Raw genomic sequence first — 14,978 nt, 5'->3', positions numbered from 1 at the left:
TCTCTGGAGGAAAGAGAACGTGAGTAAACCCCGCAATCTGAGCCGGCGTACCTCCGCCGCGCTCTTCGCGTCCGTCGTGGCGGCTGGCGCCATGACCGGCGCGGGTGGTGCCGCCACCGCGAGCGCCGCTCCGTCCGATGCCGCTCCGGCCACCGCCGCCGAGACGCTGGGCGCGCACGACGCCAAGCTCCTCGCCGAGGCCGAGGCCAAGAAGGCCCCCACGGTCACGATGATCGTCGCCACCGACAAGGGTGAGGCGAAGAAGGTCGCCGACGGCGTGGAGAAGCTGGGTGGCGCGGTCAGCCAGCGCTTCGACAGCATCGGCTACGTCCTGGCCAAGGTGCCCACCGACAAGGCGCTCAAGGCGGCCCGGCTGCCCGGTGTCGCCGCGGTGGACCTGGACGAGGTCATCCAGCTGCCCGACCCGACGCCCGAGGCGGCCCCGGCCGGCAGCAGGTCCGCGAAGCAGGGGACGACCCTCAGCGGCCCCGGCGCGGACACCGGAGCGGTCAACCCGTACATGCCGACCCACGAGACCGGCGCCGAGAAGTTCAAGGCCAGCAACCCGCAGTGGGACGGCCGTGGCGTCACCATCGGCATCATGGACTCCGGTGTGGACCTCGACAACCCGGCGCTCCAGAAGACCACCACCGGCGAGCGCAAGATCGTCGACTGGGTGACCGCCACCGACCCGCTGGAGGACGCCACCTGGCGGGCCATGATCACTGAGGTGACCGGGCCGACCTTCACCGTCGGCACCACCACCTTCAAGGCCCCCGCCGGCACCTACCGGTTCAACCGGTTCAGCGAGTCGATCACGCGGGCCAGCGACCCGGCCGGCGACGTCAACCGCGACGGCGACACCACCGACACCTGGGGCATCATCTACGACCCGGTGACTCACAACATCTGGGTGGACGTCGACCAGGACAACGACTTCACCGACGAGGCCGTGATGCGGCCGTACAAGGAGAAGTTCGACGTCGGCCGCTTCGGCACCGACAACCCGGCCACCGCCGTGCGGGAGCAGATCCCGTTCGTGGTCGAGTACCGCGAGGACGTGGACACCCGTCCGGTCGGCGGCCCCGGCCTGGTCGACTACGTCAACATCGGCATCGTCGAGAGCACCCACGGCACGCACGTCGCCGGCATCACCGCCGCCAACGACATGCTCGGCAACAGCGCCTTCGACGGCGCCGCCCCCGGTGCCAAGCTGGTCTCCGCCCGCGCCTGCTCGTGGGGTGGCGGCTGCACCTTCGCCGCCCTCACCACCGGCATGGCCGACCTGGTGATCAACCGCAAGGTCGACGTGGTCAACATGTCGATCGGTGGCCTGCCGACCCTGAACGACGGCTCGAACGCCCGCGCGGTGCTCTACAACGAGCTGGTCGAGGTCTACGGCGTCCAGCTCGTCCTCTCGGCCGGCAACTCCGGCCCGGGCCTGAACACGGTCGGCGACCCGTCGGTGGCCACCAACGTGATCAGCACCGCGGCCAGCATCAGCAAGGACACCTGGCTGGCCAACTACGGCTCGGTGGTGAAGACGAAGAACGCCCTCTTCAACTTCTCGTCCCGTGGCCCGCGTGAGGACGGCGGCCTCAAGCCGCAGCTCGCCGCGCCGGGCTCGGCCATCTCCACCGCACCGACCTGGCAGGCCGGCAGCCCGGTCGCCGAGGCCGGCTACCCGCTGCCCCCGGGCTACGCGATGCTGAACGGCACCTCGATGGCGGCCCCGCAGGCCGCCGGCGCCACCGCGCTGCTGCTCTCGGCCGCCAAGGCGACCGGCAAGGGTGTCAGCCCGGCCGCGCTGCGCCGCGCGCTGTACACCTCGGCCAAGCCGATCGCCGACGTCCCGACCTACGGGCAGGGCTACGGCATGGTCAACGTGCCGGGCGCGTGGAACCTGCTCCGCAAGGGCGTGGAGACCCGCACCTACACCTCCGAGGCGGCGGTCTGCACCGAGCTGTCGGGCAACCTGACCCGGTACGACTCCTCGCTCGGCCAGTTCGTGCCGAACCCGCACCGGGGCGTGGGCGTCCACAACCGCTGCGCCGCGAACGAGGGTGGCCACAAGGTCGGGCAGAGCAAGACCTACCCGGTCAAGATCACCCGTACCAGCGGCCCGGCCGGCACGATCAAGCACGACATCGAGCTGCGCGGCAACGACGGCACCTTCAAGGCGCCGAAGTCCGTCTCGCTGCCGCTGAACAAGACCGTCACGGTCAACGTCACCGCCAAGGCGACCACCGCCGGGGCGCACGGCGCGATCATGACGATCGACGACCCGGCGACCAACGTCGTCGACTTCGAGGTCTCCACCGTGGTGGTCGCCTCGAACGACGTGAAGGCCCCGGACTTCGCGTACTCGGCCTCGGGCTCGGTGGACCGGAACGGCTTCACCTCGTACTTCGTGACCGTTCCCCCGGGCACGGGCGCGCTCCAGGTGAACCTCTCCGGCATCGCCACCGGCTCGCAGACCCGGTTCATCGCCTTCAACCCGTACGGCGTGCCGGTCGACAGCACCTCCAGCCTGGGCTGCTACACCAACTTCTCCGACGCCGCCGCCTGCAAGCCGCAGGAGCGGGACTACCAGAACCCGATCGCCGGGGTCTGGGAGATCGAGGTGGAGTCGCGGCGGACCTCGCCGGCCCTGAACAACCCGTTCAAGCTCGACGTGCGGGTCCAGGGCGTCAAGGTGGAGCCGGCCGTCGTCGAGCTGCCGTCGGTCCCCGCCGGTCAGCCGACCCAGGTGACCTGGTCGCTGAAGAACACCTTCGGCCCGGTCTCGGTCTCCGGCCGGGGCGGCCCGCTCTCCAGCGTCGTCGCCGCGCGTCCGACGATCGGTGAGGGCGCCTCGCAGGAGTACGTCGTCGAGGTGCCGGCCGGTGCGACCACCTTCACCGCCCGGATCGGCAACCCGGCCGAGGTCGGCGCCGACCTCGACCTGTTCGTCTTCCGCGGCACCACCGAGGTCGGCCGGCAGGCCGACGGTGACTCCGAGGAGGCGGTGACCATCAACAACCCGCCGGCGGGCACCTACCGGGTGGTCGTCGAGGGCTACGCGGTCAACGGCCCGGGTTCCACCACCGCCTACGACTACCGGGACTCGTTCTCGGCGCCGGCGCTGGGCACCCTGTCCGCCCCGACCACGGCGACCCCGATGCCGCACGGCGCCACCGCCAGCCTCACCGGCACGGTGACGGCGTCGTCGACGCCGCAGGCGGGCCGGTCGCTCTTCGGCGAGCTGGCCGTGGTGACCAGCGAGGGCGCGGTCGTCGGCCGTGGCTCGGTCTCCATCGGCGCGGTCAACTGACCCGTTCCTGAGCACCACCGGAGCCCGTCCCCGCTCGTCGCGGGGGCGGGCTCCACCCTTTTTCGGTGGTCCGGTGTCCGGCGCGCTCAGGCGACCGTGGACCCGGTGCCCGGCACGATCGGTCAGGCGGGTGTGGCCCGGTCCACCAGGAAAGGAGTGCCCTGCTGGCAGGTGGTCATCAGGTCGGGCTGGACCCGGCCGGTGACGGTGAGCTTGGCACCCGACTTGATCACGTCACGGGGGCCGCCGACGAGCAGGTACTCGCCGAGCAGCAGACAGCCCGGCTCGACGCCGGAGGTGACGGTTCCGGTGATGGTCGCGCCGCCCGGAGCGGAGGACGCGCCCGGCCCGCCCGGCGGCCACTCGGTGGGCTTGCCCTCGGTCGGCGGTACGCCGGGGGCGGCCGGATCGGCAGTCCCGTCGGTTGGGGTGGTCACCGGCGCTCCCGTCTGACTCGGGCTGGCGGCCGTGCCGCCATCCTGGTTACCGCTGCCGTCCTGGCCGGCACAGGCGCCCAGCGCCAGGCAGGCGACCAGGAGCGGCAGCGCGATCCGATACGTCTTCATACCGCCTCAGACGCACCGGGCGGCGGAATCGTTCCGCCCCCGGACCATCGGGACGGTCAGCTCCGGGCACCGGTGGCGGCGGCCCGCATGTCCCGCTTCAGCTCCTGCGGGAGGGAGAAGGTCAGCCGCTCGTTGGCGGTGACGATCTCCTCCACGTCGGCGAAGCCCCGGACGGCGAGGTGGGCCAGCACCTCCTGCACCAGCTCGTCCGGGACGCTCGCGCCGGAGGTCAGGCCGACCGTACGGGCCTCGGCCAGCCAGGCGTCGTCGATCTCGGAGGCGAAGTCGACCAGGTAGCCGGCGCGGGCCCCCGCGTCCAACGCGACCTCGACCAGGCGGACCGAGTTCGAGGAGTTGCGTGAGCCGACGACGATCACCACGTCGCACTCCGGCGCGATCTCCTTGACCACCTGCTGCCGGTTGGAGGTGGCGTAGCAGATGTCGTCGCTCGGCGGGGACTGGAGCATCGGCAGCCGCTTCTTCAGCCGGGCCACCGTCTCCAGCGTCTCGTCCACCGACAGCGTGGTCTGGGAGAGCCAGACGACCTTGTTGGGGTCACGCACGGTCACCCGGTCGGCGTCCTCGGGGCCGTCCACGAGCTGGATGTGGGCGGGGGCCTCGCCGGTGGTGCCGACGACCTCCTCGTGCCCCTCGTGCCCGATCAGCAGGATGTCGTAGTCCTCGGCGGCGAACCGCTTCGCCTCGTGGTGGACCTTGGTGACCAGCGGGCAGGTCGCGTCGATGGCCCGCAGCGACCGCGCCCGGGCCTGCTCGTGCACCTCGGGGGCCACGCCGTGCGCGGAGAAGATGACGGTCGCGCCCTCGGGGACCTCGTCGTTCTCCTCCACGAAGATCGCGCCCTTGGCCTCCAGCGTCCGCACCACGTGCTTGTTGTGCACGATCTGCTTGCGCACGTAGATCGGGGCACCGTAGAGCGTGAGCGCCTCCTCGACGGTCTGCACCGCGCGGTCGACGCCGGCGCAGTAGCCACGGGGCTTCGCCAGGAGCACGCGCTTGCCGGTCTGGGGGGTCGCCTGAGCCTCGGTCACCCGCCCATCGTACGTGCCGCCGGCAGGGGCGCATGTCGTGTGGCGTCCGTCTCCCCGACGGCGGACGCCTGCGGCGGAACGAGCACGTGGGGCTGCCGGGGCGGCACCGGACGGGGCTGGTCCGGGCGGGGCTTAGGGTGGGCGGGTGAGTGGTCAGAGTGCCGGAAACACGGGCGGCGAGAGTGGCGGAGCGCCCCGGAGCACGGCCGAGGAGCCGTGGCCGGTCCGGGTGGTCAGCCAGAAGGTCGGGGCCTGGATCGCCCGGCTCGGCTGGGTCTGGGTCGACGGGCAGGTGGCGCAGATCAGCCGGCGGCCGGGTGCCTCCACGGTCTTCCTCACCCTGCGTGACCCGTCCGCCGACCTGAGCCTCACCGTCACCACCAACCGGGACGTGCTCGACGCAGGCGCGCCGGAACTGCGCGAGGGCGCCCGGGTGGTGCTGCACGCCAAGCCGGAGTTCTACGCCGCCCGGGGCACGCTCAGCCTCCGCGCCGACGAGATCCGTCAGGTCGGCCTCGGTGAGCTGCTGGCCCGGCTGGAGAAGCTCAAGAAGCTCCTCGCCGCCGAAGGGCTCTTCGACCGGGCCCGCAAGCGCCGGCTGCCGTTCCTGCCCGGCCGGATCGGGCTGATCACCGGCCGGGCCTCGGCCGCCGAGCGGGACGTGCTGACCAACGCCCGCCGCCGCTGGCCGGCGGTGGAGTTCCGCACGGTCAACGTGGCGGTGCAGGGAGCCGGGGCGGTGCCGCAGATCGTGGACGCGCTGAAGGTGCTCGACGCCGACCCGTCGGTCGACGTGATCGTCATCGCCCGGGGCGGCGGTGGCATCGAGGACCTGCTGCCCTTCTCCGACGAAGCGCTCTGCCGGGCGGTCTTCGCCTGCCGTACGCCGGTGGTCAGCGCGATCGGCCACGAGACCGACACCCCGCTGCTGGACTACGTCGCCGACCTGCGCGCCTCCACCCCGACCGACGCCGCCAAGCGGGTCGTACCCGACCTGGCCGAGGAGGTGCGCCTCATCCGGCAGGCCCGGCACCGGGTGGAACGGGCGGTCCGCAACCTCGTCGACCGGGAGTCGCACCGGCTCGACCTGCTCCGGTCCCGTCCGGTGCTGGCCCGCCCGCAGGTCATGGTCGAACAGCGGGCCGCCGACCTGGCCGCGCTGCGCGCCCGGACCGACCGCTGCCTGGGCCACCGGCTCGGCGCCGCCGAGAACGACCTGCGGCACACCCTGGCCCGCCTGCGGGCCCTCTCCCCCGCCGCCACCCTGGACCGGGGCTACGCCATCGTGCAGCGCGCCGACGGGCACGTCGTCCGGGCGGCGACCGAGGTGGCCCCCGGCGACCCGCTGCGGGTACGCCTCGCCACCGGCGAACTCGCCGCGACGGTGGACGGCTGAGCCGCGTGTGGTGGGATGACAGGCGATGACTGCGGAGAAGAACCCCGAGAACCTCAGCTACGAACAGGCCCGCGCCGAGCTGGCCTCGGTGGTGGAACGGCTGGAGGCCGGCGGTACGTCGCTGGAGGAGTCGCTGGCGCTCTGGGAACGGGGCGAGCGGCTCGCCGAGATCTGCCAGCACTGGCTGGACGGGGCACGCGCGCGGATCGACGCCGCCCGCCAGGAGGCCGACGCCTGAACCGGGTGCGGGGCGGACCGCGTCCGCCCCGCACCCGTTGGTGGTGTGCCTACTTGAACATCTCGTACACGTCGTCGGAGGCCTCGACCACCTGGTCCGCCGGCGGCTTCTGCACCGGGGTGGTCGTGCCGTAGTCGGCGTACGTGACGACCAGGTTCTGCGCTGCGCTGTCCCCGGCGGCCGGCACCTCCAGGCCCAGCTCGACCAGGCGGCCCTGGGCGTCGAGCTTGGCGGTGAACGGCACCGCCGAGGCCTGGCCGGCGAGGGCCTTCACCACGTCGGCGTCGAGCATGTCCGAGTCGGTGGCCTTGGTGGCGTCGATGGTGCCCGCGTACAGCCCGTCGCCGGTCTTGCGGACCTCGGTGATCGCCTTGGTCAGCGCCTCGCTGCCGGCCGGGTCGACGTCGTCGAAGCTGAACTCCAACTGGTCGATGCCCTTGATCCGGGACCGGTCGAGGTGCTGGTACTTGCCGGCGGTGGCCTGCTTCGGCATGGCGGTGGCCATCGCGCCGCCGAACTGCACCATCACCCAGCTGTCGGTGTCGATGAAGATCAGGTGCATCTCCATGGTGAGGTCGGCCGAGGCGGCGTCGCCGCCGGTCATCGACATCTCGGCGCTCTTGGTCGGCGCGTGCACCTTGCCGGCGCCGTTCAGCTCGCCGCCGTTGATGGTGAAGCTGAAGTTGCCCTTGCTGATCTCCTTGGTCGAGGCGAGCAGCGCCTCCTTCGCGTCCGAGGGGACCGCCGAGGAGGCCGCGGAGCCGCTGGCGGCCGGCTCGGCCGTCGACTCGGTGCCGTCGGACTTGCAGGCGGTGAGGCCGGGTACGAGCAGGGAGGCGGCGAGAACGCCGGCACTCCACCGTCGGATCTTCACGTGGACGTCTCCAGTTGTCGTCCGGCGCGACACCGGCGCCGGAAAGGGGGATACCGGGAAACGGGGGTGCCCGTCCGGAAACTACTTACCCGGTCCGGCGCGGACCCTACCGTACGGAGTCGGCCAACTCGCGTAGTTCGTTCTCGGTCGCGTCCCCCACCACGATCACCGTCCGCGCGGGTTCCAGGAGCACCAGGGCACGCTCGTTGCCCCGGGCGGTGTAGCGCTGCCAGCTCCGGCCCTCCAGGTCGAGCGCGCCCTGCGGCTGGCTCTGGTCGGTGAGTTCCTGGGGCAGGAGCCGTTCCACCGGCACGTTGCTCTGCACGAGCTGGACGCCGCGTCCCTCCGGCGTCAGATAGCCCAGGCGCAGGCTCGCCCCCTGCTCGGTCTGCTGGAACCGGGCCGTGATGGTCTGCCAGTCGGAGCCGAGACCGGACGGTTCGGCCACCGGGAAGACGTTCGCCGCCCGGGCCTGCTCGACGGCCGGGGCCGGGTCGACGGTGGTCGGCTCCTCGCCGCCGAGGAAACCCCGGTAGAAGGCGAGCAGCAGGGCGATCGGCACGAGCAGCACCAGCAGCGAGATCGCCATGTCCTTCGGGGAACGTTCGGAACGTCCCGCCTGTCCGCCGGCGGGCACCGGCGGTTGCCCCTGCGGTGGGGTCGTCGCCGGCCCGGGCGGGGTCAGCGGCGGCTGGCCGTCCGGCGGGGTCGAGTCGGCGGGTACGCGGTCTGCGGTCTCCACCCCCCTATCTTCGCAGCCCCCGGGTCGGCCGGATCCGGGCCACCACGGCTCCACGACGGCGTTAGGTTGACCACCGTGTGAGGGCGTTTCGCTGGCCATCGTGTGAGGATCAGTGACAAAGCCGGCGGCGGCGACATCCCGCCGGTCCACCCCGCACCGTCGCGAGGAGGAAGCCGTCATGACGAACACCAGGACGCGGATCCCCCAGGATCTCGACCGCAATCTCGCCCTCGATCTGGTCCGCGTCACCGAGGCGGCGGCGATGGCCGCCGGGCGGTGGGTCGGACGGGGCGACAAGGAGGGCGGGGACGGGGCAGCCGTCGACGCCATGCGCAAACTGATCAACTCGATCCCGATGCGGGGCGTCGTGGTGATCGGCGAGGGCGAGAAGGACAACGCCCCGATGCTCTTCAACGGTGAGGAGGTCGGTGACGGCAGCGGGCCCGAGGTGGACGTGGCGGTCGACCCGATCGACGGCACCACGCTGATGAGCAAGGGCATGCCGAACGCCCTGGCGGTGCTGGCGGTGGCCGAACGCGGGGCGATGTTCGACCCGAGCGCCGTCTTCTACATGGAGAAGCTCGCCGTCGGGCCGGCGTACGCGGACGTGGTCGACATCAACGCCGGGGTCACCGAGAACCTGCGCCGGATCGCCAAGGTCAAGGGCACCGACGTCTCCGGCGTGACGGTCTGCGTGCTCGACCGCCCGCGCCACGACGACCTGGTCGGCCAGATCCGCCGGACCGGGGCCGGCATCCGGTTCATCTCCGACGGTGACATCGCCGGGGCCATCGCCGCCGCCCGGGGCGAATCCGACGTCGACGTGCTGATGGGCATCGGCGGCACCCCGGAGGGGATCACCGCCGCCTGCGCGCTGAAGTGCATGGGCGGGATGATGCAGGCCAAGCTCTGGCCCCGGGACGACGCCGAGCGGGCCAAGGCCCTCGACGCCGGCCACGACCTCGACCGGGTGCTCACCACCGACGACCTGGTGACCGGGGACAACTGCTTCTTCGTGGCCACCGGCGTCACCTCCGGGGACCTGCTGCGCGGGGTCAGCTACCGGGCCGGTGGGGCGTACACCCAGTCGATCGTGATGCGCTCCAAGAGCGGCACGATCCGGGTGATCGACTCGTACCACCGTCTGGAGAAGCTGGCGCTCTACTCGGCGATCGACTTCGACGGCCGTCCCCTGGCCGAACAGGAGTGACCGCGCCGCCCCGGGCCGACGTGGTGCCGTCGGCGGCGCTGCGGGTCACCGGAGTCGGGCTCGCCGTCATCTCCGGCCTCGCCGTGGCACTCCAGTCACGGATCAACGGCGAGCTGGGCGTACGCCTCGGCGACGGCATCGCCGCCGCGGTGGTCTCGTTCGGTCTGGGGCTGCTCGTCCTGCTGGTGCTGGTCCCCCTCGTCCCGGCCGGGCGTCGGGGACTTCGCCGGTTGCGGAGCGCGCTCACCGCCGGAACCCTGCGCCCGTGGCAGTGCCTCGGCGGGATCTGCGGCGCCCTGCTGGTCGCCACGCAGGGGCTCACCATCGGCACGCTCGGCGTGGCGGTCTTCACCGTCGCGGTGGTGGCCGGGCAGACCGGCAGCAGCCTCGCCGTGGACCGGGCCGGGCTCGGCCCGACCGGTCGCCAGCCGGTGACGGCCAACCGGCTGGCCGGGGCGGCGCTGACCGTGGTGGCGGTGCTCATCGCCGTCGGCGACCGGCTGGGCGACCCGGGCACGCTGGCCCTGGCCCTGCTGCCCCTGCTCGGCGGGATCGCCATCGCCTGGCAGCAGGCGGTCAACGGCCAGGTACGCGCGGCGTCGGGCAGCGCGCTGACCGCCACGCTGGTCAACTTCGCGGTCGGGACGCTGGCGCTGCTCGTCACGCTCGCCGTCGACCTGCTGGTGCGCGGTCTGCCGACCGGCGGTTTCCCGTCCGAACCCTGGTTCTACCTCGGCGGTCCGATCGGCATCCTGTTCATCGCGCTCGCGGCGGCGGTCGTCCGGTTCACCGGGGTGCTCCTGCTCGGGCTGGCGACCATCGCCGGTCAGATCGTCGGGGCGGTGCTGTTGGACGTGGTGCTGCCCACGGCGGCCTCGCACCCCGGACCGGCCACCCTGCTCGGGGCCGCCCTCACCCTGGTGGCCGTGCTGGTCGCCGCGCTCGGCCCACCGGTACGCCGCTGATCCGGTGGCGGGTACGCCCACGCCCCGAACTGCTCCCCGGCACGCCGCACGCCGCTGCTGCGGTGGTAGCAGGGGACCCCTGTTACCGCTTTTTGCCGAGCAGGGGTCCCCTGCAACCCGGGCGGGGTGCAGCGGTCAGGTGCCGTCGGAGGAGTGCCCCGGGAAGAGGTGCGCCGCCGGGTCGATCGCCACCGCCGCGTTGTTCACCGCGGTGGCCGCCTCGCCGAAGCCGGTGGCGATCAGTCGGACCTTGCCCGGGTACTCGGTGATGTCCCCGGCGGCGTAGACCCGGGGCAGGTTGGTGGCCATCGCGCTGTCGACCACGATGTGCCGGCGGTCCAGCCGCAGCCCCCAGTCGACGAGCGGCCCCAGGTCGGCGGTGAACCCGAGCGCGGCGATCACCGCGTCCGCCGGCAGGGTCTCGGCGACCCCGCCGCTCACGGCGACGTCGACGCCGGTCACCACGGTGTCCCCGTGCAGCTTGGTGACCTCGGCGTTGACCACGATCCGGACCGGCAGCTCACGGACCCGGGCCACGGTGGCGGCGTGCGCGCGGAACCGCTCCCGCCGGTGCACCAGGGTCACCGAACGGGCCAGCGGGGCCAGCGCCGCCGCCCAGTCGAAGGCGGAGTCACCGCCACCGACGATGAGCACGTCCCGGCCGGCCAGGTCGGCCGGCTGCGGAACGAAGTAGACCAGCCCGGTGCCGACGTAGCCCACGGCGGCCGGGAGCGGACGGGGGGTGAAGCTGCCCAGCCCACCGGTGATGATCACCGCGCCGCAGTGCAGCCGTTCGCCACCGGCGAGGGTGAGCACCGGTTTGCCGTCCTGGTGTTCCAGGCGCTCGGCGCGGACGCCGAGCAGGTACTCGGGGTTGGCGGTGGCCGCCTGGGCGACCAGGTTCGCGACCAGGTCCCGTCCCTTGATCGCGGGAAACCCGGCGATGTCGTAGATCATCTTCTCCGGGTACATCGCCGCGATCTGCCCGCCCGGCTCCGGCAGGGCGTCGACGACGGCCACCGACAGCCCTCGGAACCCGGCGTAGTAGGCGGCGAAGAGGCCGGACGGACCGGCCCCGATTATGGCGACATCGACCTCTCGCATCCGCGTACCGTCACTCTCCGCCCGGGGATCAACACATGCCGATTCAGACGGTAGGGGCGGCGGTTGCGCTGAGCAAGCACCTCACACACGGAACGTTCAGGAGGTGGTGAGCGGGTACCCCGCGTCGACACCGGGCCGACGGCGGAAGAGCACTGCGGCGAGCACCCCGCCGACCAACCCGAACAGGTGCCCCTGCCAGGAGATTCGCTCGTCGGTGGGGAGGATGCCGACCAACTGCCAGCCGTAGAGGAGACCGACCAGGAGCACGACGGCGAAGTTCCACCATGTGCGCTCCACCACACCCCGGGTGAGCAACAGGCCGAGGTAGCCGAAGATCACCCCGCTGGCGCCGACCACGATCGAGTTGGGCGATCCGGTGAACCAGACGCCCAGACCGCTGACCAGGATGATCACCAGCGTCGACCAGAGGAAGCGGCGGACCCCGGCGGCGAGCACGAAGGTGCCGAGCAGGATCAGCGGAATGCTGTTGCTGTAGAGGTGGTCGAAGCCGTGGTGGAGGAAGGGCGAGAAGAAGACGCCGTCCAGCCCGTCGATGCGCTTGGGGATGATTCCGGCGGCCGGGTCGAAGCCGGCGCCCAGCCAGACGTCCAGCGCCTCGACGAGGAAGAGCACCGGTACCACCGCGCACATGGCGACGAAGGCCCGGCCCAGCGAGGCGTAGAACGCCTCGCTGCCGAACCGGTTGGGGTCGCCCGCCGGGCCGCCGTCGAAAGTCACCCACAAGTAGCTATCAGCTCTGACGGCGGACCGCCACCCACACCTGCCCGTCGGGCTGCGGATTCACCCTCGGTGAAGACGACGGCGGGGATGGGTGACACCGCCACCCATCCCCGCCGGTCGGATCCGGACGATCAGTACCAGCCGGTGTCCTGGGAGTGCGCCCAGGCCTTGCACGGGGTGCCGTACCGGCCCTTGATGTAGCCGAGGCCCCACTCGATCTGGGTGGCCGGGTTGGTCCGCCAGTCGTCGCCGGCCGAGCCCATCTTGCTGCCCGGCAGCGCCTGCGGGATCCCGTACGCGCCGGAGGAGGGGTTCTCGGCCTTGTGGTTCCAGCCGCTCTCCTTCTTCCAGAGCCGGTCCAGGCAGGGCATCTGGTCGATGCCGAAACCGGAGTTGAGCAGCATGGCGCAGCCGGTCTTCCGGTTCCCGCTGTACTCGTTGCACGAGGCGGGGATCGGGCCGTCGTACGGCTTGGAGGCCTTCTCCGCCGCCTCCTTGGCGGCCTCCTCGGCCTCCGCCTTGGCCTTCGCCTCGGCCTCGCGCTTCTTGCGGGCCGCGCGCTCGGCGGCGGCCTTACGGGCGGCCAGCTCGGCGGCGGCCTCGGCCCGCTGCGTGTTCCGCAGTTCGGTCTGGTACCTGGCGGACTCGACGACCTGCTCGGTCTGCACGTACCGCGACTGCTCAATCTCGACCTGGCCGACCTGCGCGGTCGCGTCCGATGGCCGGGTCTGGCGGTCTTCGCCCAAGTAGAAGCCGCCGGCGACGCCCACGGAGAGCAACGCGACGGCGGCGGTTCGGGCACCCAACCGGCTCCACAGCCGACTCACGAAGAGGTCCCTTCATCGGGGGCAAGGACACGGCGCGGCCGATGCCGGTCAGCACCGGGCGGACCCGCGCCGTGAGCGCCCCGACCGTGCCGGTCACCGCCGGCACCGTGGGCCGGTGACTCCCGACCCCTGTGACGAATGATCACCAACGATCTTTCTGGTGCGTGGGCGCTCGTGGGACACGATCGCGCACCATGGGGCCATTGGGAAACCACACGCCGCAAATGTGACCTGCGCCACTATGCAAATAGTGGTAAAAACGGGCCTAAGCGACAGTCAGAGCGGGATGTCCTCCAGGAGGTCGGTCACCATCGCCGCGATCGGCGACCGCTCCGAACGGCTGAGCGTGACGTGCGCGAAGAGAGGGTGGCCCTTCAGCGCCTCGATGACGGCGGTCACCCCGTCGTGCCGCCCCACCCGGAGGTTGTCCCGCTGGGCGACGTCGTGGGTGAGCACCACCCGGGAGCCCTGGCCGATCCGGGACAGGACGGTGAGCAGCACGCCCCGCTCCAGCGACTGCGCCTCGTCCACGATGACGAACGCGTCGTGCAGGCTCCGACCCCGGATGTGGGTCAACGGCAGCACCTCCAACAAGCCCCGGGAGGTGACCTCCTCCAGCACGTTCTCGTGCACCACGGCGCCCAGGGTGTCGAAGACCGCCTGGGCCCAGGGCGACATCTTCTCCGCCTCCGAGCCGGGCAGGTAGCCCAACTCCTGGCCGCCCACGGCGTAGAGCGGACGGAAGACGACCACCTTCCGGTGCCGGCGGCGTTCCATCACCGCCTCCAGGCCGGCGCAGAGCGCCAGGGCGGACTTTCCGGTGCCCGCCCGACCACCGAGCGAGACGATCCCCACCGACTCGTCGAGCAGCAGGTCCAGGGCGATCCGCTGCTCCGCCGAACGCCCGCGCAGGCCGAACGCCTCCCGGTCGCCCCGGACCAGCCGGACGGTCTTGTCCGGCTGGACCCGCGCCAGGGCCGAGCCGTTGCCCGAGTGCAGCACCAGGCCGGTGTGGCAGGGCAGCCCGGCCGCGCCGTCCAGGTCGAGCGTCTCGCCGCCGTACAGCTGGCCGATCTGTTCCTCGGCGACCTCCAGCTCGGCCATGCCCGTCCAGGTCGGATCGCTCGCCTGACCGTGCCGGTACTCGTCGGCGCGCAGCCCGACGGCGGCGGCCTTGACCCGCAGCGGCATGTCCTTGCTGACCAGCGTCACCCGCCGTCCCTCAGCGGCCAGGTTGAGCGCCACGGCGAGGATCCGGGCGTCGTTGGACTCGGTGCGGAACCCGGGCGGGAGCACCCGGTCGTCGGTGTGGTTCAACTCCACCCGCAGCGTGCCGCCCTCGTCGTTGGCGGTCACCGGGTGGTCCAGCCGGCCGTGGGTGATCCGCAGTTCGTCGAGCATGCGGAGCGACTGCCGGGCGAACCAGCCGAGCTCCGGATGCTGCCGCTTGCCCTCCAACTCGGAGATCACCACGAGGGGGAGGACCACCTCGTGCTCGGCGAACCGGTGGAACGCGGCAGGGTCGGAGAGCAGAACCGAGGTGTCCAGGACGAAGACCTCTGGTCGGGGCTCCCCGGGCTCGGCGGGCGCCGTCGCCGCACGGCGGCTCCGGGACGTCCGGCGGGTGGTCGTGGTCGCGGCCGGGGTCTGATCGCCACCGGCGGGGGTACGACGAGTCGTCACAGGCCTGCTCCGACGGATGGGCACCCGCCACCCGCGTTCCGCCTCCTCCGGTGCCCGGGGACACGGGGTCGGATGCGGGCCCCGTGCGCGAGGTCGCAGATCCGGGCTGGCCGGCTGGCCCGGGAGAACCCCGCGCCATGACTAGACGCTAGCGTCGCCGTGCCCGTTCCGGCTAGAGGCGAAGATGGATCTCAATCGAGCAGTGCACGAACATCCTGTTCGACCGGCATGTCGGTAGGCGCTGACGGCCACGCCCGCGGTTCCGGCGGG

The 14,978-nt window shown here is 72.0% G+C and carries 13 protein-coding genes; 5 read left to right on the top strand and 8 right to left on the bottom strand.

All coding sequences use genetic code 11. The features are described 5' to 3' along the window. Positions 1-19 precede the first annotated feature (19 nt). The gene (locus tag QSK20_RS25220) at positions 20-3,313 is read left to right on the top strand and encodes a S8 family serine peptidase (protein WP_285791091.1); all 3,294 of its coding nucleotides are present in this window, start codon (positions 20-22) and stop codon (positions 3,311-3,313) included. Between the two features lie 122 nt (positions 3,314-3,435). Here the strand turns inward: QSK20_RS25220 and QSK20_RS25215 are convergent, their stop codons facing one another. After that, positions 3,436-3,879 carry a hypothetical protein gene (locus tag QSK20_RS25215; RefSeq protein ID WP_145834108.1) on the bottom strand — a complete coding sequence of 148 codons (444 nt, stop codon included), beginning with the start codon at positions 3,877-3,879 and terminating at the stop codon, positions 3,436-3,438. Positions 3,880-3,935: 56 nt separating this feature from the next. Continuing rightward, positions 3,936-4,928, bottom strand: a complete 993-nt coding sequence (locus tag QSK20_RS25210; RefSeq protein ID WP_285791090.1) for a 4-hydroxy-3-methylbut-2-enyl diphosphate reductase — start codon at positions 4,926-4,928, stop codon at positions 3,936-3,938. A 145-nt stretch (positions 4,929-5,073) separates the two neighbouring features. Between QSK20_RS25210 and xseA the strand changes: the two genes are divergently transcribed. Beyond that, entirely contained in the window at positions 5,074-6,324 is a 1,251-nt protein-coding gene (xseA, locus tag QSK20_RS25205; RefSeq protein ID WP_285791089.1) for an exodeoxyribonuclease VII large subunit, read from the top strand. Between the two features lie 25 nt (positions 6,325-6,349). Next, on the top strand, positions 6,350-6,562 hold the full coding sequence (locus tag QSK20_RS25200; protein ID WP_285791088.1) for an exodeoxyribonuclease VII small subunit: 213 nt from the start codon (positions 6,350-6,352) through the stop codon (positions 6,560-6,562). Between the two features lie 49 nt (positions 6,563-6,611). On the opposite strand, the gene QSK20_RS25195 is transcribed toward QSK20_RS25200, so the two are convergent. Together QSK20_RS25195 and QSK20_RS25190 are read right to left on the bottom strand one after the other, a co-directional pair. Further along, entirely contained in the window at positions 6,612-7,436 is an 825-nt protein-coding gene (locus tag QSK20_RS25195; RefSeq protein WP_285791087.1) for a hypothetical protein, read from the bottom strand. 106 nt (positions 7,437-7,542) lie between these two features. Then, positions 7,543-8,277 carry a DUF4245 domain-containing protein gene (locus tag QSK20_RS25190; protein ID WP_285791086.1) on the bottom strand — a complete coding sequence of 245 codons (735 nt, stop codon included), beginning with the start codon at positions 8,275-8,277 and terminating at the stop codon, positions 7,543-7,545. 79 nt (positions 8,278-8,356) lie between these two features. On the opposite strand from QSK20_RS25190, the gene glpX reads away from it, so the two are divergent. Both glpX and QSK20_RS25180 read left to right on the top strand, forming a co-directional pair. Further along, positions 8,357-9,388: a class II fructose-bisphosphatase gene (glpX, locus tag QSK20_RS25185; RefSeq protein ID WP_285791085.1), complete on the top strand. Its 1,032-nt coding sequence runs from the start codon at positions 8,357-8,359 to the stop codon at positions 9,386-9,388. Further along, entirely contained in the window at positions 9,385-10,353 is a 969-nt protein-coding gene (locus tag QSK20_RS25180; RefSeq protein WP_502889014.1) for a DMT family transporter, read from the top strand. The genes glpX and QSK20_RS25180 overlap by 4 nt, the downstream gene beginning before the upstream one ends. A 135-nt stretch (positions 10,354-10,488) precedes the next feature. Here QSK20_RS25180 and QSK20_RS25175 read toward each other — a convergent pair whose 3' ends face one another. From QSK20_RS25175 to phoH2, 4 genes are all read right to left on the bottom strand, one after another. Then, positions 10,489-11,457: an NAD(P)/FAD-dependent oxidoreductase gene (locus tag QSK20_RS25175; RefSeq protein WP_285791084.1), complete on the bottom strand. Its 969-nt coding sequence runs from the start codon at positions 11,455-11,457 to the stop codon at positions 10,489-10,491. Positions 11,458-11,553: 96 nt separating this feature from the next. Next, positions 11,554-12,195 carry a rhomboid family intramembrane serine protease gene (locus QSK20_RS25170; protein ID WP_145834112.1) on the bottom strand — a complete coding sequence of 214 codons (642 nt, stop codon included), beginning with the start codon at positions 12,193-12,195 and terminating at the stop codon, positions 11,554-11,556. Between the two features lie 134 nt (positions 12,196-12,329). Beyond that, a complete protein-coding gene (locus tag QSK20_RS25165; RefSeq protein ID WP_285791083.1) occupies positions 12,330-13,025 on the bottom strand; it encodes an aggregation-promoting factor C-terminal-like domain-containing protein in 696 nt (231 codons plus the stop codon). A 276-nt stretch (positions 13,026-13,301) separates the two neighbouring features. Beyond that, complete coding sequence (gene phoH2, locus QSK20_RS25160) at positions 13,302-14,708, bottom strand: RNA 5'-3' helicase PhoH2 (RefSeq protein WP_285791082.1); 1,407 nt, start codon at positions 14,706-14,708, stop codon at positions 13,302-13,304. Between the last annotated feature and the right edge of the window lie 270 nt (positions 14,709-14,978).

It is taken from the genome of Micromonospora sp. NBRC 101691, from assembly GCF_030269285.1.
Taxonomy (GTDB): Bacteria; Actinomycetota; Actinomycetes; order Mycobacteriales; family Micromonosporaceae; genus Micromonospora; species Micromonospora echinospora.
This window is presented reverse-complemented; position numbering and strand designations above follow the sequence as displayed.

Coding starts and splice junctions, on each gene's coding strand:
- QSK20_RS25215 (WP_145834108.1), bottom strand. CDS start 3,879: ATGAAGACGTATCGGATCGCGCTGCCGCTCCTGGTCGCCTGCCTGGCG.
- QSK20_RS25200 (WP_285791088.1), top strand. CDS start 6,350: ATGACTGCGGAGAAGAACCCCGAGAACCTCAGCTACGAACAGGCCCGC.
- QSK20_RS25190 (WP_285791086.1), bottom strand. CDS start 8,277: ATGGCCAGCGAAACGCCCTCACACGGTGGTCAACCTAACGCCGTCGTG.
- glpX (WP_285791085.1), top strand. CDS start 8,357: ATGACGAACACCAGGACGCGGATCCCCCAGGATCTCGACCGCAATCTC.
- QSK20_RS25175 (WP_285791084.1), bottom strand. CDS start 11,457: ATGCGAGAGGTCGATGTCGCCATAATCGGGGCCGGTCCGTCCGGCCTC.